The organism is Paracoccus sp. IB05, from assembly GCF_016405985.1.
In the GTDB taxonomy this organism is placed as follows: domain Bacteria; phylum Pseudomonadota; class Alphaproteobacteria; order Rhodobacterales; family Rhodobacteraceae; genus Pseudogemmobacter.
In genome coordinates this window covers 217,313-243,767 of record NZ_JAEFCF010000001.1, presented here as the reverse complement: position 1 = coordinate 243,767, position 26,455 = coordinate 217,313, and the positions used below count along the sequence as shown (strand labels likewise).

Genomic DNA, 26,455 nt, shown 5'->3' with positions numbered 1-26,455 from the left:
TCATCATTCTGATGTGAATTGCAATAAACGAATCTGAAAAACGGCAATTTTCGTTGCAATACGATCGGGAGAGGCCGCAGGTCTGAGGTCAGATACCGTCGCTGTGCCGGAGGGGAATCACGTCATGAGCCATACCAACCGCGATTACGCGCTGCTTGGGCGCGATGCCAGGCTGGCCGAGGAGATCGGTCTCGTCTCGGCGCAGTGGTATCACACCGACCTGCCGCGCAAGGTGATGAAAGAGCTGATGACACGGTCGGATCAGCCCGCGATCCGCGACACGATCATCCTTTTCAGCGTGATGATCGCCTCGGCGGGCGCGGGGATCTGGCTCTGGCCGTCCTGGTGGTCGGCGCCCTTCTGGCTGATTTACGGCGTGCTCTATGCCTCGGCGATGGACTCACGCTGGCATGAATGCGGTCATGGCACCGCGTTCAAAACCCGCTGGATGAATGATGCGGTTTATCAGGTCGCCTGTTTTTGCATGATGCGCAATCCGGTGACCTGGCGGTGGAGCCATACCCGCCACCACACCGACACGATCATCGTCGGCCATGACCCCGAGATCATCGCAATGCGCCCGGCGGTCGTCGCCCGGCTGATCCTGAATTTCTTCGGGATCTTCGAGCTTTGGGGCAATGCAAAAACCACGTTGCAGCTGATCGCCGGCTATATGCCCGAAACCACGAAATCCTTCGTGCCGGAGCCCGAGCGCAAACGCGCCTTCCTGATCGCCCGGATCTGGGCGGTGATCTATCTGGGCGTCGCGGCGCTGGCCTTCTGGATGCAGTCGATCCTGCCCTTCATGGTCGTGGGTCTGCCGATCCTTTTTGGCAGCTGGCATATGGTGATGACCGGCTACATGCAGCATCTGGGCCTGGCGGAAAACGTGCTCGACCACCGGCTGAATTCGCGCACCGTCTATGTGAACCCCATCTCGCGCTTCATCTACTGGAACATGAATTTCCATGTCGAACATCACATGTTCCCGATGGTGCCCTATCACGCGCTGCCCCGGATGCATGAGCTGGTGAAACATGACATGCCACCCGCGCATCCCTCGATCCTGTCGGCTTACCGCGAGATCATCCCGACCCTGATCCGTCAGTTCAAAAACCCCGACTGGTTCGTCAAGCGCGAGCTGCCCGCCAGCGCCCAGCCCTACCGCGCCGAATATCACGGCGACCTGGAACCTGGTGCCCCCACCCCCGGCATCGCAGGCTATGACGCGCAGGCGCGTCCGGTCGCCGCCGAATAGCCCTGCCGGACACCCGCTCCCATCCCGCCCGATTGCCAGATATCTTTGGAGGAGAAGACATGCCCTGGATTGCCGCCTGTTCGGCCGATGACATCGACACCGAAGACCTGATCCGCTGGGATCACGCCGGTCGCAGCTATGCGATCTATCGCAGCCCCGATGACGATTATTTCTGCACCGACGGCTTTTGCACCCATGAGGCGATCCATCTCGCCGATGGGCTGGTGATGGATTACGTTGTCGAATGCCCCAAACATAACGGCCAGTTCGACTATCGAAGCGGCGAGGCGGTGCGGCTGCCGGCCTGCAAGAACCTCAACACCTGGCAGACCCGGGTTGAAAACGGCCAGGTCGAAATTCTGATCGACTGAGATCACGCACAGAAATCCCCGGGGGACATCATGGTTCAGAAAAGCACAAGACCGACCGTTGCCGATATCCGCGCGATGAAGGCGCAGGGGCGCAAGCTCTCGATGTTGTTTGTCACCACGCCCGATGAGGCGGCGGCGGCGGCAGCGGCGGGGGTCGACCTCCTGTCGATCGAGGGGCAGTATTTCACGCCTGAGATGCGCGAGGCGGCGGGTGACTGCTTTGTGCAGATCGGCCTGCCCTATGGCCCCGCCGGAGACCTGGTGACCGCCGAGGATTACCTGCGCGCCGCTTTTCAGTTCACCAAAATAGGCGGCGATTGCTTTTATTGCGCGGCCTCCCTGCAGATCCAGAAAGCGCTTTGTGACAACCGCGTGCCGGTCGTCGGCCATGTCGGGCTGATCCCGTCGCAAGCGACCTGGACCGGTGGCTTCCGCGCGGTCGGAAAGACCGCCGCCAGCGCCCGCGCGGTCTGGGATCACGTCAAACGGCTGGAAGAGATCGGCTGTTTCGGCGCCGAGCTTGAGGTCGTTCCGGTCGGGGTGGCGAAGATCATCACCGAAAACTCCCCGCTGGTCATGCTCGGGATGGGCGCCGGTCCCTATGCCGATGCGCAATATCTCTTTGCCGAAGACGTGCTGGGCTATACCACGGGCCATAAGCCGCGCCACGCCAAAAGCTACCGCAATTTCGCCGCCGAATTCGCGCGGTTGCAGGCGGAACGCATCTCGGCTTTCCGCGAATTTGTCGCCGATGTGAACCAGGGCGCCTATCCCGCTCCACATCACAACGTCGCCGATACCGCGGCCGAACTTGCCGCCTTCCGTGCTGAGGTCGGGCTGTGACACCTTGCGGCCCTGACCTTCCCTGACCTGCCATCGCCGGCATCGCAACACAGGATTGCCAGTATTTACCATTGGCAATCCGTATTGCAATTCTTTGAGATCTTGCTATGCCGGGGCTGTCAGAGACCGCTGCGTTCCGGGGAAGTCGCAGCCGCTCTGACACCCGAGGGGGATCGCACCAATTACCTGATTTCAGCGCGAAGGGCTCCGCCTCTTGCGCCGGTGAAAGCTGCGCGCTGATCAGCGGCAGAGGGTTTGCGGCGCGCTCGCACGGCCTGGGAGAAAGGGGAGGACATGCAGCAATCTGCGACGGGCGGCGGGCTTGAGATCCGCGATGTTACACATTTCTACGGGCCGAACCGGGTGCTTGCGGGTATCGACCTGGCGGTGCGTCCGGGCGAGGTTGTGGCGCTGGCGGGTGAGAATGGCGCCGGAAAATCGACATTGATGCGGATCATCGGCGGCTATCAGGCGCCGGGGTCGGGCACGGTCCACTGGCAGGGCAATCCGGTTCCCGCCGATCTGCACCGCGCTGAGAAGATGGGGATCACGCTTGTCCATCAGGAATTTGCGCTGATCCCTGATATGAATGTCGCCGAAAACATCCATCTCGGGCGCGAACCGGGCCGCTTCGGCGTGGTCAATCGCCGCAAGATGCGCGACCAGGCAGCGGCGGCGCTGACGCTTTTGCGCGCGCAGATCCATCCCGAGGCCGCGATGCGCGATCTGCCGGTGGCGAGCTGGCAGGTGGTTGAGCTTGCCAAGGCCTTTGGCGCGGGCCCCGCGCTGTTGCTGATGGATGAACCCACCGCCGTTCTGGGCCGCGAGGAAACCGCCGCGCTTTTTGACCGCATCCGCGCCTTCCGCGCGGCAGGTGGCGCGGTGATCTTCACCTCGCACCGGCTCGACGAGGTGCGCGAGATTGCCGACCGTGTCACGGTTTTGCGCGATGGCACCATCACCATGGACCGCCCCACCTCAGACGTCTCAGAACATGACATCGCCACCGCCATGGTCGGGCGCGAAATCTCCGACCTCTTCCTGCCCCGCAGCCCGGCGCCTGTCGCCCCCCCTGTCCTGGAGGTCGAGGGGCTTGACGTGCCGCGCGAGATCGGCGCCCCGGTGCGGGATGCGGACTTTGCGCTCCATCCGGGCGAGATCCTCGGCGTGGCAGGCCTGGTCGGATCAGGCCGCACCGAGATGTTCGAGGGCCTTGTGGGCCTGCGCCCCGCCCGCGCGCGCCGCTTTACCCTGCGCGGTGAGACGCGGGCGCTGCCGAAAAGCCGTGAGGCCTGGGCAAAGGGCATCGCCTATCTGACCGAAGACCGCAAAAGCCGGGGTCTGCTGCTTGAGGCCAGCCAGATCGTCAATGCCGATCTGACGCTGGGTGCCCTGTCGGGCGGGCCGCTCCTTGACCCGGCGGGCGAGCGCGCGCGCTATGCAAAGGCGCGCGAGACATTCGACATCCGCTCGGCCAATCCGCTGATCCCGGCGGGGCGGCTCTCGGGCGGCAATCAGCAGAAACTGCTGCTGGCGAAGACGCTGGCGAGCCAACCGGATATCGTCATCCTCGACGAGCCGACGCGCGGCGTCGATATCGGCGCCAAGGCCCAGATCTACCGCCTGATCGCCGGGCTCGCCGCCGAAGGCCGCGCCGTTGTCGTGATCTCGTCGGAACTGCCCGAGCTGATCGGCCTTGCCCATCGCATCCTCGTCATGGATCGCGGTCGCATCGCAGGCACCATCCGCCAGCCCGAGGGCGGCCAGGTGAGCGAGGCCGATATCCTGCGCCTCGGCCTTGGCCTTTCCACTGATACAGAGAAGGAAATCCCCGCATGAGCGACGCAACCCTCGCCCCCGCCGCCACGCCGCTGCGCCAGAGGATTGGCCAGCTCGGGCCGCTGATCGCGCTGATCCTGCTGGTGATCCTCGGCGCCGTGTCCAGCGAGACCTTTCTGACCGCCGAGAATGTCCTCAATGTGCTGACAAGGTCCTCGATCATCGGGATCATCGCGATCGGCGCGACCTTTGTGATTACCGCACGCGGGCTGGACCTCTCAGTCGGCGCGATGGCCGCGCTGGTGGCGGGGCTGGGCATCATGGGGATGAACTGGTTTCTCGCCCATATGTCGCCGATGGCCGCGCTGATCACCGGCATGACGCTGGCGCTGGTGATCGGGATGCTGGCCGGGCTTCTGAACGGCTCGCTGGTGGTTTTCGCCCGGATCGAAGCCTTTATCGTCACGCTGGGCACGATGGGGATCATGCGTTCGCTGGTGACCTGGATGTCGGATGGCGGCTCGATCTCGCTCGATTTCGCACTGCGCGATGCCGGGCGCGGGCTCTATTATGGCGCGGTGCTGGGGATCCCGGTGCCGGTGATCATCTTCGCGGTGCTGGCCGCGCTCGGTGAATTCGTCATGACAAGGATGCGCTTTGGCCGCCATGTCACGGCCATCGGCTCGAACCCCGATGTCTCGCGCTATTCCGCGATTCCGGTGAATGGGGTGCGGCTTGCGACCTATGTGCTGCAGGGCGCCTGCGTGGGCCTCGCCACGCTGATCTATGTGCCGCGCCTTGGCGCCGTCACGCCCTCGACCGGCATGTTGTGGGAGCTGGAGGCGATTGCCGCCGTGATCATCGGCGGCACGGCGCTGGCGGGCGGGTATGGGCGGGTCTGGGGCACGGTGGTTGGTGTGCTGATCCTTGGCCTCGTCGCGAATATCCTCAACCTCACCTCGTATTTCAGCCCGCATCTCAATGGCGCCTTCCAGGGCACCATCATCGTCATCGCCGTCCTGCTGCAACGCCGGCGCAGCGGCACCTGAGTTTTTCAACCGGAGGAGACCCCCAATGAAAGCCCACCTTTCCCGCCGCAATATGCTGGTGGCATCGGCCGCAGGCATGGCGCTGCCGCTGGCCGCCCTGCCCGCCCGCGCACAAGAAAAAGTCGCGAAAATCGGCATCGCGATCCCGGCCGCGACCCATGGCTGGACCGGCGGTCTGAACTATCACACCGAGCGCACCGTCAAATCCTTGCAGGCCGCCTTCCCGCAGCTTGATTTCGTGGTGACCACCGCCGGCGATGTCCAGGCCCAGGTCAATAATGTCGAAGACCTGATCGCCCAGGGCATCACTGCGCTGGTAATCCTGCCGATGGAAAGCGACCCGCTGACCGAGCCGGTCAAGGCCGCCAAGGCGCGTGGCATCTTCATCACCGCCGTTGACCGTGGCCTGTCCGAGCCGGGCGTTGAAGATCTCTATGTCGGCGGCAATAACCCGCAATATGGCAAGATCGCCGCCGATTACTTTAAGGGCAAGCTGCCCAATGGCGGCAAGATCGTCGTCATGCGCGGCATCCCGACCGCCATCGACAATATCCGCATCGAGGCCTTCAACGCCGCCCTCGAAGGGTCGGGGATCGAGGTTCTCGACATGCAATATGCCAACTGGAACCCCGATAAGGGGTTTGAGGTGATGCAGGACTTCCTCACCCGCTTCCCCCAGATCGACGGGGTCTGGGCCGGTGACGATGACGCGGCGCTTGGCGCCAAAGCGGCCATCGAACAGGCCGGCCGTGCGGAGGGGATGAAGCTGCTGGGCGGCTCGGGGATGAACCGGGTGATCAAGCTGATCATGGATGGGGACGCGCTGATCGACGCTGACATCTTCTACCCGCCGACCCTGATCATCCCCGCGATCACCGTCACCGCCGCGCGCTATGCGGTGCAATCGCCGGTGCATGGCATCTACACGCTCGACAGCCCGCTGATCACGGCTGAGAACGCGGCGGAATATTACTTCCCCGACAGCCCCTACTGAACCTGTCCGAAACGCGAGAGGGCGCGGGGTTTATCCCGCGCCCTTTTTCATGGCCGAGGGCTCACTTCATCAGGAATGCGACCGCCGGGTCCGCCACAAAGCGCCAGTTGCGGCGCGGGCCGGCCATGACGTTGAGGTAGTAGAGCTCGAACCCGTAGGGCGCGCCGCAGGGGTGATGGCCGCGCGGAACAAGCACCACATCGCCATCTTTCACCGCCATGACCTCATCAAACTGCCCGTCATCGGTATAGACGCGCTGAAAGGCAAAACCATCGCCCGGGTTCAACCGGTGGTAATAGGTCTCTTCGAGATAGGTGATGCGGGGAAAATCATCCTCGTCGTGGCGGTGGCTTGGGTAAGACGACCAGTTGCCAGCGGGGGTATAAACTTCGGTGACGAGCAGACTGTCACAGACGTCATGCATCTCCATCGCGATATTGTTCACCAGCCGCAGATTGCAGCCCGATCCGCGCTCGGTCAGGGTGATGCCATCGGGGCCAAGCCGGCGCGCCGGGTAATTGCCCTTGCCGGGCGCGGCACAGACCGCGATGGTGCAGGCGGTTTCGGCCACCGCGCGCCAGTCCTGCCCCGGCGGCACATAAAGGCTGTGCGGCGGGGTCTTTTCAAAGACATTCATCCGCTCGCCAAGCAGGCCCCAGTCCTGACCGGCGGCACTGAAGGCGGCCTTGCCCTCGATCATGACCAGGATCACCTCATCACTGCCGGTCGCTTCCGCCGCCGTCTCGCCGGGCCGCAGCCGATAGAGCGAAAAGCCGACATAGCGCCAGCCGGCCGAAGCGGGGGTGACCTGATGCACCTTGCCCGTGGTGCCGAAGGGTTTCAGTTGCAATTGGCTCATGGATACGATTCCTGTCACTGGCGCGGGCGCGGGCATCAGCCGGCGCTGGCGCGCCTTGCCTGATCCCAGATCTCACACAGCCGGCTGTAGCGCGCCGACATCTCCGCGACCGCCCCGGCGTCATCCGCCTTACCCTCCATCCAGGCCCGCGCCACATCACCAAAGATCGACCGTCCGACCGCAAAGCCCCGGACCAGCGGCTGCGCCGCCGCGACGCGGAAGCTTGCGGCCAGCTCCGCCTCGGGCGCGTCAAGGCCAAGGATCACGATGCCGCGCGTGTTCGGGTCGTTATCCTCAATGGCGGCGACGGCATTGGCCCAGGCCTCGGCGCTCTTCATCGGCTCGAGCTTCCACCAGTCAGGATAGATCCCCAGATCGTAGAAGCGGCGGATGATCCTGGCCGTGGTCATGTCATCGACCGGTGCCACCTTGGACGGGATCACCTCGAGCAGGAATTCCAGCCGGTTGCGGCGCGCTGCGGCAAACAGACGTTTCACCACGTCTTCCTGCTGCGCCCAGGTCGCGGCATCGTCATCAGGGTGGCAGAAACACAGCACCTTGACCACATGATCCAGCGGCCATTCGACCAGCCCGCCGTAATCCGCGCCGATCTCGGGCTCAAGGCTCAGGGGGCGCGAGCCCGGCCATTCCACCGGACGTCCGACCCAGAGCCCGGTTCCCGCTGTCGCATGCAGCGCGGTCTTGCCGAGGCGGTTGTCGCAGAGGATGCCATAACCCGGCCGGCCCGCCTGGACGCCCTGCGCAGCCTGAAGGCACAGTTCTTTGAAGGCTCCGATTTTGGCCGGCGTTGCGCCTTGCATCTGCTCCAGCTGCATCCGGTGATCAAAAGCAAAGACGCGGATATCCCGCCACGGATTGCCCCGGCTTTCGCCCCGCAGCGCCCGGCGGTTGGTCGACCAGTGGATCTGTTCCAGCGCTGCGTCGTTTCTCAGATCCGGGCGGGTCACACCGCGATCCAGGAAGAACTCCAGTTCGGCCAGCGAAGGATAGGCCGGCGCACAGCCATGGCGCGACACCGCGAAAGCCCCGCAGGCATTGGCATATTTCAGAGCGCGCGGCCATTTCTCATCATCCAGCCAGCCCTTCAGCAGGCCCGACATGAACCCGTCCCCCGCGCCCAGCACGTTGAACACCTCGATCGGGAACCCCGGCCCGGTCTCGCCCGCATCGAGGCTGTCGGGCACCGCGCCGGTAAAGGCCACCGCCCCCGCCGCGCCGCGTTTGCAGACCAGTGTGGCGCTGCTGAGCGCGCGCACGGCCCGAAGCGCCGCAATCGTATCGGTCGAACCGCCCGCGATATGGAACTCTTCCTCGGTCCCGACAATCAGATCAAAGAGATGCAGCGTCGTTTGCAGCTTGGCCGTCACCTCGGCGCTTTCGACGAAACGGCTCTCGCCGTCCCCATGACCCGCGACGCCCCAGAGGTTCGGGCGGTAATCAATATCCAGCGCCGTCCGCGCGCCATGCTGGCGGGCCAGCGCCAGCGCCTTCAGCACCGCCGCCTTGGTACGCGGATGCGAAAGATGAGTGCCGGTCGCGACCACTGCGCGGGTGTCCGCGATCAGCGCCTCGTCAATATCATCCTCGCACAGCGCCATATCGGCGCAATTCTCACGGTAGAAGATCAGCGGGAACTGATGCTCATCGCGGATCCCCAGCAAAACCAGCGCCGTCAGCCGTTCCGGGTCGGTCACCACGCCGCGGGTATCGACGCCTTCGCGCGCCAGCTCTTCGCGCAGGAACCGGCCCATATGTTCATCGCCCACCCGGGTGACCAGCGCCGGTTTCAGCCCCAGCCGGGCCGTCCCCACCGCCATATTGGTGGGGGAGCCGCCGACATATTTCTGAAACGCGCCCATATCTTCCAGCCGGCCACCCACCTGCGCCCCATAGAGGTCAATGGAGGACCGGCCAATGGTCACGAGATCCAGCTTTTTCGTCATCTCACAAACCCCCTCCCCCGGGGCAAACGCGTGGTCTCAAACTGCGACGGGCGTGATCCAGGGCTGATCTTCGGCCTCATGGCTGTCGACAACCGCCTCGACAAAAGCGACGCCCCTGACCCCGTCCTGGATCAGCGGCAGGTCCTGGCCGATGGGCGCAGGCACGCGGCCCTCTGCCCGGGCGCGGATCGCCTCGGCAAAACCGAGATAGAGATTGGCGAAGGCCTCGAGATAGCCTTCGGGATGGCCCGGAGGCGTACGGGTCCGCGCCTTCGCCGCCGGTGACAGATCGCCCGCGCCGCGCTTGATGGTCTGCACGCGGCCCTCAAGCGGGGTCAGGACCAGCTCATTGGGCTGTTCCTGATACCAGGCAAGCGAGCCCTTGCCACCAAAGACCCGGATCCGCACACCGTTGGAATTGCCGATGGCGACCTGGCTCGACCACAAAAGCCCGCGCGCGCCGCCCTCATAGCGCAGCATCACATGCGCATTGTCGTCAAGCGAACGACCGTTCACAAAGGTCGCAAGATCGGCGGTCAGCGATTCCAGTCGCAGCCCGGTGACAAAGCCCGCAAGGTGATAGGCATGGGTGCCGATATCGCCGATGGAGCCGCCGCGCCCGTTCTTTTTCGGGTCGGTCCGCCAGGCGGCCTGTGGATTGCCCTGAGCCTCAATCGTCGTCGCCATCCATTCCAGCGGATATTCGACCTGCACGGTCCGGACCGCGCCGATCTCACCTGCCGCGACCCGCGCGCGGGCCTCATGCACCATCGGATAGCCGGAATAAGTATAGGTGACGCCGACGAAAACACCCCGCGCCCGGGCGAGTTCCTCCAGCGCCAGGGCCTCTTCCAGCGTGGCGGTCAGCGGCTTTTCACAGATCACCGCAATGCCCGCCTCGATCAGCGCCTTCGCCATCGGATAATGGGTGAAATTGGGCGTACAGATCGCGACGGCATCGACGCGGTCCTCGCGGGCGAGCTCCCCCGCGATCAGCTCCTGATATGTCCCGTAGCTGCGATCCAGGGCGATGCCCTGGCTTTGTGCGAAAGCCCGGCCCTTTGCGGGATCTGCGTCAAAGGCCCCCGCCACCAGCACCCATGCGCCATCAAGCCGTGCCGCCAGGCGGTGGATATTGCCGATATAGGCCCCTTCACCACCGCCGATCATCCCAAGCCGCAATTGCCGCGTCATGCTTCCCCCAGCCCGAGCATCGCCCGGTTGGCTGCCCGGTCCGCGCCGGATTTCACGAAATCATCAAAGGCCCGGTCCGAGACGCGGATAATGTGATCCCTGATGAACTGAGCGCCCTCACGCGCGCCGTCTTCGGGGTTTTTGATGAAACATTCCCATTCCAGCACCGCCCAGCCGTCAAAGCCGTAAGTGGACAATCTGGTGAAAATGGCGCCGAAATCGACCTGGCCATCGCCCGGGCTGCGGAAACGGCCCGCGCGTTTCGACCAGGGCATATAGCCGCCATAGGCGCCGGATTTGCCATCGGGGCGGAACTCGGCATCCTTCACATGGAAGGTGCGTATGCGGTCATGGTAATGGTCGATGAAACTCAGATAATCCATGCCCTGCAGGACCAGATGGCTTGGGTCATACATCAGATTGGCCCGGGGATGGTTGTTCACTTTACCCAGAAAATACTCCCAGGAATGCCCGTCATGCAGGTCTTCCATCGGGTGGATTTCGTAGCAGACATCCACGCCATGCGCGTCGAAATCATTGAGGATCGGCGTCCAGCGGCGGGCAAGCTCGTCAAACCCTTCCTCGACCAGCCCCTCGGGCCATTGCGGATAGGGGTAGAGATAGGGCCATAAAAGCGCGCCCGAGAAGGTCACATGCCGGTCGATCCCGAACCGCTGCGAGGCGCGGGCCGCGAAACGCAATTGTTCTTCCGCCCAGGCGCGGCGGCGCGCAGGGTTGCCACGCACATGTGCGGGCGCAAAGGCATCCAGCACCCCGTCATGACAGGGATGCGCCGCCACCAGCTGGCCGGTGATATGCGAAGCAAATTCGGTGATTTCCAGCCCGTGATCGGCCAGCAGGCCCTTGATCTCATCTCTGTAAGCGTCCGAGGTCGCCGCCTTTTCCATATCGATCAGACGCGTCTCCCAGGTCGGGATCTGCACGCCCTTGAAACCCTTCTCCGCCGCCCAGGCCGCGAGGCCCGGCAGCGTATTATAGGGCGCGTCATCCGCAGCAAACTGCGCAAGAAAGATCCCTGGTCCTTTGATCGTGCGCATCGCTCAACCCTCCAGCGCGCCCGCAGGCACGGGTGCGTCGTCATAGCCGCCATAGACCGACTGGTCGAAGGGAATGACCGCGCCTGTCATCATGCCGCCATCATCCGAGGCCATCCAGAGCACCGCGCGCGCCACCTCTTTCGGGTCGAGGATCCGGCCAAAGGGTTTCGCCGCCGCCGCCCGGTCGATGAAATCCGGGTCACCGGTTTCCGAAAGCACGAGCGCCCGTTCATGATCCGAATTCATCCAGCCGATATCGAGTTGGTTGATATGGATCTTATGCCGCATCAGCGCGAAACCGGCATGGCGGGTCAGGGTCGAAAGCGCACCTTTCGAGGTCGAATAGGGCGCGAGGAAAGGCTGGCCCGCCAGCCCCGACATCGAACCGATATTGACCACACGGCCCTCGATCCCCTCGCGGATCATCACCTTTGCCGCGTCCTGGATCAGGAAGAACGGCGCGCGGGTATTGACCGCGATCATGCGGTCAAAAAGCTCCGGCGAGGTGTTGAGCATATTGCCGCGATCCGTCAGGCCCGCCGCGTTCACGAGGATATCGACCCGGCCGAAACGCTTGTCAGCCGCAGGGACAATCTTCGCCACATCCTCGATATTGCCGAGGTCGGCCAGCACCAGTTCCACCGGAACGCCGGTCGCGTCAAAGATCGACTTGGCGACCGCGCGGCCTTTTTCCTCGCCGCGCCCGACGATCACGATGCCTGCGGCACCGGCCTCGGCAAAGAGCCGGGCAATCGCCGCGCCAAGGCCCTGGGTGCCGCCGGTGACAATCGCGACTTTCCCGTCGATCCGGTTCATTTCGCCACCTCATAGCCGGCGGCGGCCATGACGCGCATCAGCTCTTTATGGCCCTTCACTGCCATTTCCAGCGGCGGCGAGATTTTCGGATCCTGCTCTGCCTCGACCACGAACCAGCCTTCATAGCCCTTCTGGGCCAGCGCTTTCACAATCGCCTCAAAGTCCAGCGAGCCATCGCCCGGCACGGTAAAGGCACCTTTGATCACCGCATCAAGGAAGCTCTCTTTCGTACGGTCCAGGCCGTCGATCACCGATTGCCGGATGTCCTTGGTGTGGACATGGGTGAAGCGCGCATGGTGGTTGTCGATCACCCGCATCAGATCGCCGCCCGCGAAGGCGAGGTGACCGGCATCAAACAAGAGCGGCACAGAAGAATGCTTCAGGAAGAGATCAATCTCCGGCTCGGTCTCCACCACCGCCGCCATATGGTGGTGATAGGAGATCGGCATCCCCTGTTTCGCGCACCAGTCGGCGAAGTCGCTGATCTTGCGACCGTAAGCCGCCATCTCGGTTTCAGTCAGCTTCGCCTTTGTCGCGAGCGGTGCCGAGCGCACGCCCTGGATCGAGCGCGCCGTCTCGCCATAGACAATGCAGGGCGCTTTGGCCGCGATGAAAAAGGCCATCTGTTCCGCGATGCGGTCCTTCTCGACCTCGATATCACCATCGACCAAGAGGCCCGAGAACCAGCCGCCACAGACCGAGATGCCGAAGCGGTCGAGAATCGGCCCAAGCTCTGCCATATCCATCGGGAAGCGGCGGCCGGTCTCCATACCGGTGAAGCCCGCGACCGAGGCCTGGCGCAGACATTCCTCAAGGCTCACATCATCCGACAGTTCCGCGAGGTCGTCATTCCACCAGGCAATCGGGGCAATTCCAAGTTTCGCTTTCATGGTATCAGACCCCGATACGCTGTTGTTTGCGAATTTTTTCCTGATTGGCCCGCGCGGTGCGGACCGATTCAAAGGTCGAAACCTCAGGCACGCCGACATCCCAGTCGGCATCACCCGGCGTCCAGGTCCAGGCGTCGGTGACAATCGACAGGACCGTCACGCCGTCCTGATCATAGGCCCATTCCAGGGCGGCAGGCAGATCGGCAAGGCTTTCGACATGTTTCGCCGCCGCGCCCATGGATTTGGCATGGGCCACGAAATCGACATGCAGCGGGTTGTTGCGGTCGCGGATGCGACAGTCTTTCAACAGGTTGTTGAAGCCCGGCACGCCCTTGGCCTGTTGCAACCGGTTGATCACCGCATAGCCACCATTATCGCAGACGATCACGATCATCTTATGGCCGGTCAGCGCCGCCGAATAGATGTCCGAGTTGCCCATCATATAGGTGCCGTCGCCCAGCATCACGATGGGCGTGCCACCAGTGCCGCCCGGGCCTTCCTGCGCCATGGCGGCGCCCCAGCCCGCCGGGATCTCATAGCCCATGCAGGAGAAACCGAATTCGCAGTCGAAAGTATGCGGGTCTTTGACGCGCCAGCCTTTGACGACCTCGCCCGGCAGACCACCGGCCGCAGTGACGAGCGTATCACCCGGGCGCGCTGCCTGATTCACCACATTGACGACCTGCTGATAGGACGGCACCGCTGCATCGGTCGGGGCCTGCAGGCTGTCGAGCAGCTTGTTCCATTCGGTAAACAGCTTCTTGCCGCGCGGCAAGAGTCCCGCGTCAGCCTTCCAGCTGCCCAGAGCCGCGTCGAGCTCCAGAATGCCCTCCTTCGCATCGCCCACAACCGAGAGCGCCCGGTGCTTGATCGCATCGAACCGCGCCGCGTTCAGCGAGATGAACTGCGCTGATTTCGAAAACGCGGTCCACGACCCCGTGGTGAAATCCTGCAACCTGGTGCCGATGGCGAGAATCACATCCGCCTCCCGCGCCAGCTCATTCGCCGAGGTCGAGCCGAGGATGCCCACCGGCCCGATATGCACCGGATGGTCATGGGTGAAAGCACCCTTGCCCGCCACGGTTTCCACAACCGGGATGCCGCGTTTGGCGGCGAAATCGGCCAGCGCCTGTTCGGCACGGCTGTAGCGCACGCCACCGCCCGAGATGATCAGCGGCAGTTTCGCGCCTTTCAGCACTTCGACAGCAGCGGCGACCGAATCGCGGTCGGGGCGCGGGCGGGGAATCTTCCAGACCTTCGGCTCGAAGAAGACTTCCGGGTAATCGTAGGCGACTTCCTGGGTGTCCTGGGCCAGACCGATGAAAGCCGGGCCGCAATCGGCGGGGTCCAGCATCACGGCCACGGCCTGGGGCAGCGACTGGATGATTTGTTCCGGCAGAACAATGCGATCCCAGTAACGCACCACCGGCTTGAAGGCGTCATTCACGGTGATCGACGGGTTGTTGTAATGTTCAACCTGTTGCAGCACAGGGTCGGGAATGCGGTTCGCGAATGTATCGCCCGCGATCAGCAGGACCGGCAGGCGGTTCGCCATCGCCACACCCGCCGCCGTGATCATATTGGCCGCGCCAGGGCCGATCGAGGTCGCCGCGACCATCAGCTGACGGCGCTGCTTGGCTTTCGCGAATCCAATCGCGGCCAGCGCCATCGACTGTTCATTCTGGCCGCGCCAGGTCGGAAGCTGGTCCTGCACCGTCTCCAGCGCTTCGGACAGGCAGGTCACATTGCCATGGCCAAAGATACCGAAAACACCTGCAAAAAGCGGAACGCGCTGCCCGTCAATCTCGGTGAACTGGCTGCAAAGGTAACGAACAAGGGCCTGCGCCATAGTCAGACGCACAGTAGATCCGGTCATCTCGCCTCCTCCTGCGGATGTATCTTTTCTCAATGCTTACGGAATGCATATTGACAATGCAACGTCATAGCAATGATTATTGCAACAAAGTTGAGGAGGAGACTCAATGCTCAGGATTGCAGTAATCGGCACGGGCCGAATTGGCCGTATGCATGCCGAAAACATCGCAGCACACCCGCGTGCGACACTCGCCGGTGTCTATGATATTCATACCCCATCTGCCGCCGAAGTGGCCCAAAAACTGGGTGTGACCCGGTTCGACAGCGCCGAAGCGCTGATCGCGTCGAAAGATGTCGATGCAATTCTTATTGCCTCTTCGACCGCCACCCATGCCGATCTGATCGAGGCCGCGGTCGCCGCCGGCAAGCCCGCTTTGTGCGAAAAGCCGATTGATCTGTCGCTCGCCCGCGTCAATGCCTGCGCTGCAAAGATCAAAGGCACAAGCGTTCCGATCATGCTCGGCTTCGTGCGCCGGATGGACAAAGGCCATGGGGGCGTGCAGGCTGCGATTGCCTCGGGCCAGATCGGTGATCTGCACCAGGTCATCATCACGTCACGCGACCCCGACATGGCACCCGATGCCTATATGGAGGTTTCGGGCGGCATCTTCCGCGACATGACGATTCATGATTTCGACATGGCGCGTTTCATGCTGGGCGAGGATGTGACCGAGGTTTCCGCCACCGGCTCGCGCCTCGTGAAGCCCGGATTGATGGAAAAGCTTGGCGATTACGACACTGTCACCGTGGTGCTGAAAACCGCCTCTGGCAAGCAGGCGATCATCAACAATTCGCGCCGCGCGGTCTATGGCTATGACCAGCGGGTCGAGGCCTTCGGATCTAAAGGCATGGCGATCTCGGAAAACCACGCCATGACCAAAGTGCGCCTGTTCAACGCCGAACAGACCGAGGCCGCGCCGCCGCTCCTGAACTTCTTCATCGAGCGTTATGACGACGCCTTCGCCGCCGAGATTGGCGCCTTTGTCGATGCGGTCGAAAACGGCATCGCGCCGCCGATGACTTTTGAAGACGGTCGCCAGGCGCTGATCCTCGCCGAGGCCGCGATCAGATCAGTGGCCGAAGGCCGCACCATCCTCACGAAAGACATCGGGTAACCCCATGTACGACAATTTCGGCCTGTTCACAGGTGGCGCCTGGATCCCCGGCGCCACCGCGGGAGAGGTATACTCTCCGGTCTCCGGCGTCTCTCTTGGCGCGGTTGCTTTCGCCTCGGTCGCGCAGACTTGCGCGGCGCTGGATGCGGCGGCGCTGGCGCAGGGGCCGTTGCGTGCCATGGGCGGTTTCGGCCGTGCCGACGCGCTGCACCGCGCCGCCGATGAGATGATCCGCCGCGCCGATGAAGGCGCGCGGATGATCTCGCTCGAGACCGGGAAGCCCATCGCCCAGGCAGGCCGGGAATGGGTGCTCGCCTGTGATCAGTTCCGCTGGTATGCTGAAGAGGCGCGGCGGATCTATGGCCGGATTGTCGACAGCCGGGTGCCCGGCGGACGGTTCGAAATCAGCCATGAGCCGGTCGGCATCGTCGGCGCTTTTACCGCCTGGAATTTCCCCGCAGCTTTGCCGGCGCGCAAGCTGGCACCGGCGCTCGCCGCCGGTTGCCCGGTTGTGCTGCGCCCGTCGTCGCAGACCCCGGGCGTGGCGATGGTGATCGTCGATTGCCTGCGCGCTGCTGGCCTGCCGGATGGCGCGGTCGGGCTGGTGGTCGGATCAACCGCCGACACCTATGCACCGATCATGGCTGATGAGCGGGTGCGCAAGGTCTCGCTCACTGGCTCGACCCGGGTGGGTCAGCAGATGATCCGCGACGCGGCGGAAACCGTGAAAAAGGTCTCGATGGAGCTGGGCGGCAATGCGCCGCTGATCATCTTCGATGATGCCGATCTGGAGGCCGCGCTCGATCTTTCCGTTGCGACCAAATACGCCAATGCGGGCCAGGTCTGTGTGACTGCCGACCGTTTCTTTGTGCATGAAAGCCTGCATGACGCCTTTGTCGAGGGCTTTGTCGCCCGCGCCGCAAAGATCAAAGTGGGCGATGGTATGGACCCGGAAACCGGCATGGGCCCCCTGATCAATGCCGGGCGCCTTTCAGAAATCGAAACGATCGTTGCCGACGCGCTCACCGCAGGCGCAACCCTGAAACTTGGCGGTCGCCGCCCCGCCCATCTGAACACCGGCCATTTCTACGAGCCGACCGTGCTGACCGATGTGCGCGACGAGATGCGAGTCTTTTCTGAGGAAAACTTCGGCCCCATCGCCGCGATCACCCGGTTCTCGGGCGAAGACGAGGTCATCGCCCGCGCCAATGCCTCCGACATGGGGCTTTCGGCCTATGCCTTCACCCGCTCGCCCGAGCGCGCGCGGCGCGTCACGGCTGCGCTGAAATCCGGCATGGTCGGGATCAACAGCTTTGCCCTTGCAGCCTCCGAGGCGCCCTTCGGCGGCACCAACCAGTCCGGCATGGGCCGCGAAGGCGGGTCCGAAGGGATCCGCGACTATCTCGACACCAAACTCGCCCAAATCCTGTTCTGACTAAACCCCGTTCTGGCCAGATCGCGCTTATAAAGGAACCGGCATGTTCACCAACCGGCTGAAACAACAGTGGTCCGAAGGGCGCGCCGCCATCAATGGCTGGCTCTCGATCGGCAACACCTTCACCGCCGAGATCATGGCGGCGCAGGGCTATGACAGCATCACAATCGACGCGCAGCATGGTGCGCTGGACTACACGGCGGTGCTGCCCATGCTGCAGGCGATGCGCGCCTCGGGTGTGACGCCGATGGTCCGCGTGCCCTGGCGCGAGCCCGGCGCGATCATGAAGGCGCTGGATGCCGGCGCCCAGGGCATCATCTGCCCGATGGTCAATTCCGCCGCCGAGGCCGCCGAATTCGTCAGCTACACGCGCTACCCGCCGCATGGGCAGCGCAGCTATGGCCCGACCCGCGCGGCAGTGGCTTATGGTGGCTATGGGTCGGCGGCGAATGACCAGGTGCTGGCGCTCGCGATGATCGAGACCCAGGGCGGTGTCGACAATCTTGAATCCATCGCCGCGACCCCCGGCCTTGACGGCATCTATATCGGCCCCGCCGATCTGACGCTTGGCACCACCGGCACAAAGCACCCCATCGGCTTTGATCGCGAAGAGCCGGAGCTGATCGCGCTGATCCAGCACATCCTCGCGGTCTGCAAGGCAAACAATATCCGGGCCTGCCTGCATTGCGGCACTCCCGATTACGCCGCCCGTGCGATCGGCTGGGGGTTCGATCTGACCACGGTCGGCGGCGACTCGCGGCTGCTGGCAGCCGCCGCATCGGCCTCGGTCGCGAAATGGCGTGATCTGACCGGTGCCGCCCCCGCCCCCATTGCCGCGAAAGGGGGCTATTGATGCCGCATCTCCTGATCGCCGGAAAGCTGCATCCTTCGGGCACCGCGCTGCTGGAGGTTCTGAAGACGAAGGGCTTCACCATCGACTATGTCGAAGAGGTCTCCGAGCCTTCCTGCGCCGCGCTGATCCATAAGGCGGATGCGCTGGTGATCCGCACCCAGCCGCTTTCCGCCGCGACCATCGCCAAAGCAGAGCGGCTGAAAGTGGTCTCGCGCCATGGGGTCGGCTACGATTCCGTGGATCTTGCGGCGCTGAATGCGCGCGGCATCGCGCTGACCATCGTGGGCGATGTCAATTCGGTCTCGGTTGCAGAACATGCGATGATGCAGCTGCTCGCGGGCGCGAAACGCGTGCTGCTCGCCGACCGCGCTGTACGCGAGCCGTCCGAATGGAACTGGCGCAACCGGCTGGAAGCGCATGAGATTTCCGACAAGAACCTCCTGATCATCGGCTATGGCCGCACCGGCCAGCGGCTGGCGAAAATGGCGGCGGGGTTTGACATGAAGATCCGCGCCTATGACCCCTGGCTCTCGCGCAGTGGCTGGCCGAAGGGCCCGGTGGCCGAGGTCACCGCCCTCGCCGAGGCGCTGGCCTGGGCCGATTGCATCTCGGTCCATGTGCCGAAAGCCGAGCACCCGACCATTGGCGCCGCAGAGATCGCGCTGATGAAACCCGGCGTTGTTCTCGCCAATACCGCGCGCGGCGGAGTGGTCGATGAAGACGCGCTGACGGCGGCGCTGATCTCGGGCCAGATTGGTGCCGCCGGTCTGGATGTCTTTGCCGAGGAACCCCCTACCCGGCATATTCCGCTGTTCGATCTGCCCAATGCGGTGCTGTCACCGCATATTGCCGGCCTCACCGCCGAATGCGCGGCGCGAATGGCGGTTTCCTCGATCGAGAATGCGGTCAATTACCTTGCGGGCAGCATCGACCCGCAGCTTATCGTCAACCGGGATGTCGCCAATGCCAGCTAATCAAATCACGGATAAACCCAAACTCCGGATCGGCCTGATCGGCACCGGCTTCATGGGCAAGGCCCATGTCTTCGGCTTCACCTCGGCGCCGAAAGTATTCGAGCTGCCCTATGACCTCGAGCTGCACACCGTGGCCGATGTGACGGTCGAAACCGCCACCCGTGCCGCGCGCGAACTGGGCTTCGCGCATTGGACAACCGACTGGCGCGACCTGGTGAAAAACCCGGAAATCGACCTGATCTCGATCACCGCGCCGAATGCTTTGCATAAGGAAATGTCGCTGGCGGCGATTGCGGCCGGAAAACATGTCTATTGCGAGAAACCGCTGGCGCCGCTTGCCACAGACGCGCTGGAGATGACGCTGGCCGCCGAAAAGGCCGGGGTGAAAACCCAGGTCGGCTTCAACTATCTGTGCAACCCGATGCTGCGGCTGGCGCGCGACATGATCGCGGGTGGCGAGCTGGGCGAGATCCGGGGCTATCGCGGTCTTCACGCCGAGGATTACATGGCTGACCCGAACGGGCCCTGGACCTTCCGCCATGACCCGGCGGGGGGCGGCGCGCTTGCCGATATCGGCAGCCATGCCCTGGCGACAGCCGAATTCCTGCTCGGCCCGATCACCGAGGTGATGGGCGATTGCCTGACGCTGATCCCATCCCGCCCCGATGGCAAAGGTGGCACCCGCCGCGTCGAGGTGGATGATGTGGGCCGCGCCTTCGTTCGTTTCGCCAGCGGTGCGCAGGGTTCGGTCGAGGGCAACTGGATCGCGACAGGCCGCAAGATGCAGCATGATTTCGAGGTTTACGGCACCAAAGGCGCGCTGGCCTTCAGCCAGGAACGCTTTAGCGAGCTGCATTTCTACGCGACCGATGACGCCCCGGGCCGCCGTGGTTTCCGCCGGATCGAGGCCGCACCGGATCATGCGCCTTACGGGCGTTTCTGCGTGGCACCAGGCCATCAGCTTGGCTTTAACGATCTGAAAGCCATCGAGGTCGAGGGCTATATCCGCGCCATCGCAGGCGAGGCGCCCGAGCCCTTCAATTTCCGCGCGGGCCTCAGGATCCAGACCCTGGTCGAGACGATCCAGCGCTCCTCTGCCGCGCGCGCATGGCTGAGCATCCCGGCCTGACCTTTGCCGGCGCGCGTCAGCTGCGCGCGCCGCCCCCCTCGCGGATCCAGCCAAAGTAATCCTCGCTGCCCATCTGACCACCTTTCAGCGCAATCTCCAGCCCGTCGAAATCGCCCGCCGCATGGGCGCGCGACAGCGAGGCGCCCGGAATGGTTGGAGCCAGCGCCTCAAGCGCGAAGATCCCCATCTGCCGCGTGGCATGACCAGATGTATCGCCGCCCGAGATCACCACCCGTTTCAGCCCGGCCTCGCGCGTCAGACCCGCGAGCAAGGCGCCCAGCGTCTCGCCAATGCGCTGATTGAAGGCCGCCGGATCGGTGCCGGTTTCCGCCAGCGCCTGCGCCAGAGCGGCCACGCCCGGATCCTGCGGCCCCTCGGCGGTATGGACCAGCACATCCTCGCCCGCCGTCAGCGCGGCCAGGGCGGCTGCGCGCAACGGTGCCACCACATCCTCACCCCGGCACATCGCCGCCGCATCCAGCGCGAAAGTGGTGAAACCGTTCGCGCGCGCCCAGCCGATCTGTGCCGCCGTAATCGGCGAGACCGATCCCGAGACCACCATGACCGGCCCCTCAGCCCGCCCACGACTGGTGGGTGGCGGCGGCAAAACATGCTGGCCTGTCGCGACCAGATGCCGGATCACCGCATATTCCACACCTTGCGAGCCGATTGCGAACAGGGGTTCATGTTCCGATACCTGCCAGATCAGACGGCCAGCCTCGGCCTCAGACCCCGCATCCATCTCGTCCAAAGTCACCGCCCGCACGCCACGGGCGAGCAGGGCGGCCAGCGCCGCATCCGCGCCGCTTGCGTAATCCTCCAGCGTCAGGCAGCCGATTGCCACATCGGTCTGGCGCGACAGATGCAGCGCGACATCGGCCTCATCCATCGGCGTCACCGGGTGATGCGCCATCACCGGATGGCGGTCGAGCCGATGAACCTGAGCACCCACCCCGGCAAACAAATGCCCAAAGGCCTGATACCGCCGCATCTGCGGCGCAGCGATCACCACCGGCACGAAAGCATTGTCAAAAAGCTCCAGCCCGATCTCAAGCGCGCATCCGATATTGCCGATATGCGGTGCGGAATCGAGGGTCGAGCAGACCTTGTAATGGATCACCCGCGCGCCCAGATCCGCCAGCGCCCGGAAGGCCCCAGGCAGGTTCTCCCGCATCCAGTCAGGGTTTTCCGTGCGCGAGGTCGAGGCAACACCCACCCCGCGCAGCCCGGGAAAGCGGGCGAGCTGTTCTGCGGTCGGCGGTTCCAGAAACAGCACCGCCGGCAGGCCGCCAAAGGCCAGCGCCTCCATCGTGGCGGCGGCGCCGGTGAAATCATCACCATACCAGGCGAAATCGAGCGCGTATTCCTGCGACATCACTTCTTCCCGAATTTCGCCAGCGAGGCCGCGAGTTCGGGATGGGTCAGCGCATGGGTCTCAAGCGCGATGCCCAAAGCCGCCGCCTCCCAGGCCTGGCGGATCGCGCGCACACCACCCGCAGCCCCCATCGGATGGCCGTGAATGCCGCCGCCGCCGAGATACATCAGATCCAGCGCGCCGCCGGTGCCCTGATATGTCGCGGTCGCCTGACCGCCCCATTGCCCCGACCCGCAAACCGGCAATGCGCGGTCCGAGGGCGAGAAAATCGGCTCGGCCATATCTTTGAAACTGCGCAGGAAGCTTTCATCCGGTTCCCAGTATTTCGCGGCGATGCCGTTGATCTGAAACTGGTCAACACCCAGCAGGCGCCAGATCTTCTGATAGGGCCGGAACGCCATGCCAATCGCCGGGTGGCGGGTCATCAGATCCCAGCCATTCCGATGTGCATGCAGCGCAAGCTGTGAACGGCGGCGCAAGAACGTCATGCCGCCATAGCCGATGGAATTGATATTGACCACCGCCGCCTGGCCGCCATGTTTCACCACCACATCATGGCGGCGCAGCATTTCTTCCGGATCAGCCGAAGACAGACCAAAGGCATAGACCACCTTTTTGCCGGTCTTCTGCGCATGATCATCAATCACCCGCATGATCGCCGCCACCCGGTCGTCAAAGGGCGAATAAGCGGGCGAGGTCAGCTTTTCATCATCCTTGATGAAATCAACCCCCGCCTCGCACAGCTCGCGCACCATGCCCGCAACCTCTTCGGGCAGAAGGCCCAGCGACGGCTTGATGATCGAGGCAATGATCGGCGTTTTTGCCGGAAAATCGAGGCCGCAGAGCCGGTAAGACCCCTCGACCCCGAATTGCGGGCCGGGATGCGACGCATAGGCCTGGGGCAATTCGATATCCAGAAGCCGCGCGCCCGTCAGGCCACGCGTCGCATAAAGCGCATTGATCCCAATGGTTTGCAGCGAGGCGAAATCCGTCCCGATACTTTCCAGCGGAAAGTCGATCCCCACATTGGCGCGGCGAAACGGCCCGGGCGCATCGGTCGGCCAGGCCGGGACCTGCGCCGGTTCCAGTTCGGTCACCAAAACCACGCGCGCGGCGCAGCGCGCCTTCACATCCGCGGTCTCGCCCGGCAGATCGGTAAACGTTCCGGTCGACTGATCGGTCGCGATTTTCACCGCCATCCGCTCGGGGTCGTCCGGTGTCTCGATCAGGTAGTGAAAGCGGATCTGGTCCTGGGCCATGGTCTTCCTCGCCCCTCCCCGGTCACGAGGTGCACCCGCCGCGCCGGGGGGAGGAGGCGGGGCGCGGCAGGTGGTCTTTCACCTTTTCAGGTGATGCGGATGATCGAGGCCTTGATCTCCTCGAAATCAAAAACCCGCTTCCAGTCGTCACGCATCAGCACCGGCTTGCCGAATTCGATCGCCTTGTTGCAGGCATCCGAGAACTGTCCCGGAACCTCGTCGAAGATCACCGCGCCGAGGATGTTCATATGGCCGAGCAGGAAGTCGCGGGCGCAGTCATAGCTCACACCGGTCTTGATGACCTCATCCATCGCCTCGCGCATCACCACCAGCAACGACGCACAGACAGTTTCCGAGAGGCCTGGTTCAAGATAGGCCATCTGCTCGACCGTGACGCGGTGGCTGCGGGCAACCGGCGCGTAGATGGTTTTCGCGACTTTCTCGCCCAGAGCATAGTGCTCTTCCGGCCCCTGCATCAGCGCATTCACCACGCCTTGCTGCGCTGCGATGCCGCCGAAATGATCCTTGCGGCCTTCCGGAGTGGATTCGTCATTGAAGATCGGCGGGTGGCAGGGATGGGTCACGAAATAGGTGATATCGGCGCGCTCGGGGAGGTGATCAGCAAATGGCGCCGCGGCGTCCAGGCAAACCACCATCGTGCCGGGGTTCAGCTTCGGCACGATATCGCGGGCGACCGCGCCAATGGCGGTATCGGGCACGGCAAGCACCACGACTTCGGCGTTTTTGACCGCCTCGTCCGGGCCGACGCATTCAACACCATATGCGTCTTTCGCGCGCTGGCGTCCGGCGTCTGAGACCTCGACATAGGTCACATCGAAATCGCTGGACAGCAGGTTGCGCGTCAGGCGCATCCCCATTTTTCCACCGGCACCGAAAAGGGCCAATCTGGTCATCTTCTCTCTCCTCACACTCAACTGGTATGATGAGTGATCCAGTAAGCGCAAAAGTGCAAGAGGCCATGCGGGCCGCGCGGCCCGATGAAAGAAATTGTGAACCAGATCCTCGCGGGCACCGTTATCCGGGGAAGCAACCGGCCCCAGGCCACCTCAATGGCATTCGATCCGGAGCGCCTGCCCCCGGTGTCGCGCCACCACCTCCTCGGTCGTCATCGCGGCCCGCGCACCCCGGTCCCGGATATAGCGGATGTCGTAGCGGTCCAGAAACTCCATCGCGACCTCACCCCGGATCACCCAGGCGACATTTTCCATATGCTGTTCTGCGGTTGGCTTCGATACCACCACCGCGACCTGGCGGCCAAAGGCGTCCAGCAGGGGCCCGCCCGAATTTCCGCCCTGCAACGGAGCCGTAACCTGCATCTGCAGGATATTCCCCTCTATCCCCGACAGGCTCGAGATAATGCCATCGGTCACATTCTGCGCATGCATCAGCCGGAACGCCGGATAGCCGATTGCGATGATCTTTTCCCCCAGAGCCGGCATGCCCGACCGGAAGGAAAGCGGCTCGCGATTGGCGAAATGGTCGCTCTGGATCAAGGCAAGGTCCGTGCGCACATCCACGCCGATCATCCGCGCCGGCCGGCCATTGACGGTCAGCGAGGTGCAACCGGCGATCACATGATGGTTGGTCAGAATATGCCCTTCGGTCGAGACCAGCGAGCCCGACCCATTCGCGACCATCGTGCGCAGCCAGACCGGCTGGTCGTCGACGCCGGGATAATCCCCGGCCCGCAGCCGCGCTTCGCGTTCGGATTTCGACACCCCAGGTCCGGCAAAAAGATCAAGCGATTCCAGCATGGTCAGGACCAGGGGCTGCAAGCCCGCATGGCTTTCAGCGGGGATAAAAATGGCGATGGACCGCGTTTCCCCACGATGCGTCGCAATGACAAAATAGACCCGGGTTCCACCTGTCTCGGCCATCATATAGCCCATATCCCCGACCACATCGCGGCTGAGGATTTTTGTGTCGCTGTCGTTTTCCTTAAAGCTGTCGATGAGGTAATCGGTAAAAGCCGCCGCCGAAACCGCCTCTTCCCACCGCGATTGTTGCAGCGAGAAGTTCAGCGTCGCGAGGCTGGGAAAGGTGAGGTCGAGAAACTCACTTCCCGCGACCTTCGGCGGTCCGAAAAACCCTTTGGGAAGCGCCATACGGATCCCGGTCCAGTCCGAGGTTTCGACCTCGATCTTTTGCCCGACCGAGGTTGCCGACGCCCGTTTGCGCAGGATCTCCCGCTGATCCGGCGTCAGCTCACCGGTGCTGCGCAGCCCGAGGCTCTCCTGGAAACTGCGGATCGCAGCCCGCAGATCATTGCCGGGAATTCCGTCAGTTGGACCCGAATAGTGACCGATCCACAAAAGATCCGACTGCAGCGCGGCCGTCTCGCGCCCGGCATTCCGGTCCGGCGGTCTCAGCCCGAAGGCATGCAGCACCTCCGCCGGTATATCGGCCATGGCGGGCACCGGTACCGCCATGGTCAGGATCGCGACTGCGAGCGCCGCCAGAGGCTTCGCCCGCTGATGGCGCCGGCCCTTCGTGGCGGGCGCGAAGAGCCGGGCCCGCCTCATCCGAGCAGCTTTTCGATCGAGCTCAGGCTGGCTTCCAGCCCGGCCTTGGCCCTGGCATCCTGCGCCGCCATGTTCTTGGTGCTCGTGGTCACTTTGCTCACCGCCGGCGTCGCCGCCCGCGCGCTGCGCGCCGAGGCATTCGAGGCCGCCAGCACCTGAGCCCGCGACACCGCCGCCGTGGCCGCCGTCGCATCGACATAGCTGTCCACCCGCTCGCCAATGCCGTTGAACGTGGCCGAGATCACCTTGTTATCGGTGGCGATCCGCTTTTTCAGCACGGCGAGTTCCTTGCGGCCCGTCGCCTTGTCGATCTTGCCCGATTTGATCCCGGCGGCCAGCTGCGCGGTCTGACCGCTGCGGCAGCGGCGCAGCTCGGCCACAGTCGCGCCGGTCTTTGTCACCAGCGCCTGTTCGCGCGTGGCATCCTGGTTGACCGAGGCCAAAAGCGTCGCCGCATCGCGCGCATTCGCTTGTTTTTGCTGGTAATAGGTCGCCGAGAAGCCGGTCAGCCCGCCGATCGCCGCCCCGGCGAGTGCGCCTTGCAGCCGGTCATCCCCGCTCGAAACTGCCGCGCCAAGGATCGCACCAAAGACCGCGCCCGCCATCGCATTCTGCGCCTGTTTGTTGATCTCGGTCTGACGCGCCTCGGAAATTCCGGTCAGATATTTGCCGCAGGCGTCATTGGCATCAACTGCGCCGGGGGCCAGAACGATCTGTTCGGTACAGCCTGCCGCCAGCACGAGGCCGGCCAGCGCCATCGCGGTCATGGCGCGGGATACGCCAAGCAAAGGCGCCATTGCATTGAATTTCATTTGTTTTCTC

The 26,455-nt window shown here is 63.7% G+C and carries 23 protein-coding genes; 11 read left to right on the top strand and 12 right to left on the bottom strand.

Annotation, left to right across the window (positions count from 1 at the left end):
- Positions 1–124 precede the first annotated feature (124 nt).
- From JC607_RS01045 to JC607_RS01020, 6 genes are all read left to right on the top strand, one after another.
- Entirely contained in the window at positions 125–1,258 is a 1,134-nt protein-coding gene (locus JC607_RS01045; RefSeq protein ID WP_198835076.1) for a fatty acid desaturase family protein, read from the top strand.
- Positions 1,259–1,317: 59 nt separating this feature from the next.
- Positions 1,318–1,629, top strand: coding sequence for a MocE family 2Fe-2S type ferredoxin (locus JC607_RS01040; protein ID WP_198835075.1), 312 nt, complete (start codon positions 1,318–1,320; stop codon positions 1,627–1,629).
- 30 nt (positions 1,630–1,659) lie between these two features.
- Positions 1,660–2,472: a 3-methyl-2-oxobutanoate hydroxymethyltransferase gene (locus tag JC607_RS01035; protein WP_198835074.1), complete on the top strand. Its 813-nt coding sequence runs from the start codon at positions 1,660–1,662 to the stop codon at positions 2,470–2,472.
- 294 nt (positions 2,473–2,766) lie between these two features.
- Positions 2,767–4,311, top strand: a complete 1,545-nt coding sequence (locus JC607_RS01030) for a sugar ABC transporter ATP-binding protein (protein WP_198835073.1) — start codon at positions 2,767–2,769, stop codon at positions 4,309–4,311.
- The gene (locus JC607_RS01025) at positions 4,308–5,300 is read left to right on the top strand and encodes an ABC transporter permease (RefSeq protein WP_198835072.1); all 993 of its coding nucleotides are present in this window, start codon (positions 4,308–4,310) and stop codon (positions 5,298–5,300) included. The genes JC607_RS01030 and JC607_RS01025 overlap by 4 nt, the downstream gene beginning before the upstream one ends.
- 25 nt (positions 5,301–5,325) lie before the next feature.
- Entirely contained in the window at positions 5,326–6,294 is a 969-nt protein-coding gene (locus JC607_RS01020; protein WP_198835071.1) for a substrate-binding domain-containing protein, read from the top strand.
- Positions 6,295–6,355: 61 nt separating this feature from the next.
- Here JC607_RS01020 and iolB read toward each other — a convergent pair whose 3' ends face one another.
- The 7 genes from iolB to iolD are packed head-to-tail and all read right to left on the bottom strand — an operon-like array spanning position 6,356 to position 14,951.
- Positions 6,356–7,153: a 5-deoxy-glucuronate isomerase gene (gene iolB, locus JC607_RS01015; RefSeq protein ID WP_198835070.1), complete on the bottom strand. Its 798-nt coding sequence runs from the start codon at positions 7,151–7,153 to the stop codon at positions 6,356–6,358.
- A gap of 35 nt (positions 7,154–7,188) precedes the next feature.
- A complete protein-coding gene (gene iolC / locus JC607_RS01010) occupies positions 7,189–9,117 on the bottom strand; it encodes a 5-dehydro-2-deoxygluconokinase (RefSeq protein WP_198835069.1) in 1,929 nt (642 codons plus the stop codon).
- A 36-nt stretch (positions 9,118–9,153) separates the two neighbouring features.
- Positions 9,154–10,287 carry a Gfo/Idh/MocA family protein gene (locus JC607_RS01005; protein WP_198835185.1) on the bottom strand — a complete coding sequence of 378 codons (1,134 nt, stop codon included), beginning with the start codon at positions 10,285–10,287 and terminating at the stop codon, positions 9,154–9,156.
- Positions 10,288–10,307: 20 nt separating this feature from the next.
- Positions 10,308–11,369, bottom strand: a complete 1,062-nt coding sequence (locus JC607_RS01000) for a sugar phosphate isomerase/epimerase (protein WP_198835068.1) — start codon at positions 11,367–11,369, stop codon at positions 10,308–10,310.
- Between the two features lie 3 nt (positions 11,370–11,372).
- Positions 11,373–12,185, bottom strand: a complete 813-nt coding sequence (locus JC607_RS00995; RefSeq protein WP_198835067.1) for an SDR family oxidoreductase — start codon at positions 12,183–12,185, stop codon at positions 11,373–11,375.
- Complete coding sequence (gene iolE, locus JC607_RS00990; protein ID WP_198835066.1) at positions 12,182–13,075, bottom strand: myo-inosose-2 dehydratase; 894 nt, start codon at positions 13,073–13,075, stop codon at positions 12,182–12,184. Before iolE ends, JC607_RS00995 begins: the two co-directional genes overlap by 4 nt.
- A 4-nt stretch (positions 13,076–13,079) precedes the next feature.
- Positions 13,080–14,951, bottom strand: coding sequence for a 3D-(3,5/4)-trihydroxycyclohexane-1,2-dione acylhydrolase (decyclizing) (gene iolD / locus JC607_RS00985; protein ID WP_198835065.1), 1,872 nt, complete (start codon positions 14,949–14,951; stop codon positions 13,080–13,082).
- 106 nt (positions 14,952–15,057) lie between these two features.
- On the opposite strand from iolD, the gene iolG reads away from it, so the two are divergent.
- From iolG to JC607_RS00960, 5 genes are read left to right on the top strand one after another with little or no spacing between them, the layout of a single operon-like run.
- Positions 15,058–16,065: an inositol 2-dehydrogenase gene (gene iolG / locus JC607_RS00980; RefSeq protein ID WP_198835064.1), complete on the top strand. Its 1,008-nt coding sequence runs from the start codon at positions 15,058–15,060 to the stop codon at positions 16,063–16,065.
- 4 nt (positions 16,066–16,069) lie between these two features.
- Positions 16,070–17,500, top strand: coding sequence for an NAD-dependent succinate-semialdehyde dehydrogenase (locus JC607_RS00975; RefSeq protein WP_198835063.1), 1,431 nt, complete (start codon positions 16,070–16,072; stop codon positions 17,498–17,500).
- A gap of 43 nt (positions 17,501–17,543) precedes the next feature.
- Positions 17,544–18,353: an HpcH/HpaI aldolase/citrate lyase family protein gene (locus JC607_RS00970; protein WP_198835062.1), complete on the top strand. Its 810-nt coding sequence runs from the start codon at positions 17,544–17,546 to the stop codon at positions 18,351–18,353.
- Entirely contained in the window at positions 18,353–19,327 is a 975-nt protein-coding gene (locus JC607_RS00965) for a hydroxyacid dehydrogenase (RefSeq protein WP_198835061.1), read from the top strand. Before JC607_RS00970 ends, JC607_RS00965 begins: the two co-directional genes overlap by 1 nt.
- Positions 19,317–20,456: a Gfo/Idh/MocA family protein gene (locus tag JC607_RS00960; protein WP_233092514.1), complete on the top strand. Its 1,140-nt coding sequence runs from the start codon at positions 19,317–19,319 to the stop codon at positions 20,454–20,456. Before JC607_RS00965 ends, JC607_RS00960 begins: the two co-directional genes overlap by 11 nt.
- Positions 20,457–20,472: 16 nt before the next feature.
- On the opposite strand, the gene JC607_RS00955 is transcribed toward JC607_RS00960, so the two are convergent.
- The 5 genes from JC607_RS00955 to JC607_RS00935 all read right to left on the bottom strand — a co-directional run bounded on the left by JC607_RS00955 (position 20,473) and on the right by JC607_RS00935 (position 26,445).
- Positions 20,473–21,831, bottom strand: coding sequence for a four-carbon acid sugar kinase family protein (locus JC607_RS00955; RefSeq protein WP_198835060.1), 1,359 nt, complete (start codon positions 21,829–21,831; stop codon positions 20,473–20,475).
- Positions 21,831–23,090, bottom strand: a complete 1,260-nt coding sequence (locus JC607_RS00950; RefSeq protein ID WP_198835059.1) for a RuBisCO large subunit C-terminal-like domain-containing protein — start codon at positions 23,088–23,090, stop codon at positions 21,831–21,833. The genes JC607_RS00955 and JC607_RS00950 overlap by 1 nt, the downstream gene beginning before the upstream one ends.
- Positions 23,091–23,176: 86 nt before the next feature.
- Complete coding sequence (locus JC607_RS00945; RefSeq protein ID WP_198835058.1) at positions 23,177–24,004, bottom strand: phosphogluconate dehydrogenase C-terminal domain-containing protein; 828 nt, start codon at positions 24,002–24,004, stop codon at positions 23,177–23,179.
- A 153-nt stretch (positions 24,005–24,157) separates the two neighbouring features.
- Entirely contained in the window at positions 24,158–25,633 is a 1,476-nt protein-coding gene (locus JC607_RS00940) for a serine protease (protein ID WP_198835057.1), read from the bottom strand.
- Positions 25,630–26,445, bottom strand: a complete 816-nt coding sequence (locus tag JC607_RS00935; protein WP_233092513.1) for a glycine zipper 2TM domain-containing protein — start codon at positions 26,443–26,445, stop codon at positions 25,630–25,632. The genes JC607_RS00940 and JC607_RS00935 overlap by 4 nt, the downstream gene beginning before the upstream one ends.
- Positions 26,446–26,455: the final 10 nt, after the last annotated feature.

Bases quoted from the DNA above. Each gene is read 5' to 3' on its own strand.
- JC607_RS01045 (WP_198835076.1), top strand. From the start codon at position 125: ATGAGCCATACCAACCGCGATTACGCGCTGCTTGGGCGCGATGCCAGG.
- JC607_RS01040 (WP_198835075.1), top strand. From the start codon at position 1,318: ATGCCCTGGATTGCCGCCTGTTCGGCCGATGACATCGACACCGAAGAC.
- JC607_RS01035 (WP_198835074.1), top strand. From the start codon at position 1,660: ATGGTTCAGAAAAGCACAAGACCGACCGTTGCCGATATCCGCGCGATG.
- JC607_RS01030 (WP_198835073.1), top strand. From the start codon at position 2,767: ATGCAGCAATCTGCGACGGGCGGCGGGCTTGAGATCCGCGATGTTACA.
- JC607_RS01025 (WP_198835072.1), top strand. From the start codon at position 4,308: ATGAGCGACGCAACCCTCGCCCCCGCCGCCACGCCGCTGCGCCAGAGG.
- JC607_RS01020 (WP_198835071.1), top strand. From the start codon at position 5,326: ATGAAAGCCCACCTTTCCCGCCGCAATATGCTGGTGGCATCGGCCGCA.
- iolB (WP_198835070.1), bottom strand. From the start codon at position 7,153: ATGAGCCAATTGCAACTGAAACCCTTCGGCACCACGGGCAAGGTGCAT.
- iolC (WP_198835069.1), bottom strand. From the start codon at position 9,117: ATGACGAAAAAGCTGGATCTCGTGACCATTGGCCGGTCCTCCATTGAC.
- JC607_RS01005 (WP_198835185.1), bottom strand. From the start codon at position 10,287: ATGATCGGCGGTGGTGAAGGGGCCTATATCGGCAATATCCACCGCCTG.
- JC607_RS01000 (WP_198835068.1), bottom strand. From the start codon at position 11,369: ATGCGCACGATCAAAGGACCAGGGATCTTTCTTGCGCAGTTTGCTGCG.
- JC607_RS00995 (WP_198835067.1), bottom strand. From the start codon at position 12,185: ATGAACCGGATCGACGGGAAAGTCGCGATTGTCACCGGCGGCACCCAG.
- iolE (WP_198835066.1), bottom strand. From the start codon at position 13,075: ATGAAAGCGAAACTTGGAATTGCCCCGATTGCCTGGTGGAATGACGAC.
- iolD (WP_198835065.1), bottom strand. From the start codon at position 14,951: ATGACCGGATCTACTGTGCGTCTGACTATGGCGCAGGCCCTTGTTCGT.
- iolG (WP_198835064.1), top strand. From the start codon at position 15,058: ATGCTCAGGATTGCAGTAATCGGCACGGGCCGAATTGGCCGTATGCAT.
- JC607_RS00975 (WP_198835063.1), top strand. From the start codon at position 16,070: ATGTACGACAATTTCGGCCTGTTCACAGGTGGCGCCTGGATCCCCGGC.
- JC607_RS00970 (WP_198835062.1), top strand. From the start codon at position 17,544: ATGTTCACCAACCGGCTGAAACAACAGTGGTCCGAAGGGCGCGCCGCC.
- JC607_RS00965 (WP_198835061.1), top strand. From the start codon at position 18,353: ATGCCGCATCTCCTGATCGCCGGAAAGCTGCATCCTTCGGGCACCGCG.
- JC607_RS00960 (WP_233092514.1), top strand. From the start codon at position 19,317: ATGCCAGCTAATCAAATCACGGATAAACCCAAACTCCGGATCGGCCTG.
- JC607_RS00955 (WP_198835060.1), bottom strand. From the start codon at position 21,831: ATGTCGCAGGAATACGCGCTCGATTTCGCCTGGTATGGTGATGATTTC.
- JC607_RS00950 (WP_198835059.1), bottom strand. From the start codon at position 23,090: ATGGCCCAGGACCAGATCCGCTTTCACTACCTGATCGAGACACCGGAC.
- JC607_RS00945 (WP_198835058.1), bottom strand. From the start codon at position 24,004: ATGACCAGATTGGCCCTTTTCGGTGCCGGTGGAAAAATGGGGATGCGC.
- JC607_RS00940 (WP_198835057.1), bottom strand. From the start codon at position 25,633: ATGAGGCGGGCCCGGCTCTTCGCGCCCGCCACGAAGGGCCGGCGCCAT.
- JC607_RS00935 (WP_233092513.1), bottom strand. From the start codon at position 26,445: ATGAAATTCAATGCAATGGCGCCTTTGCTTGGCGTATCCCGCGCCATG.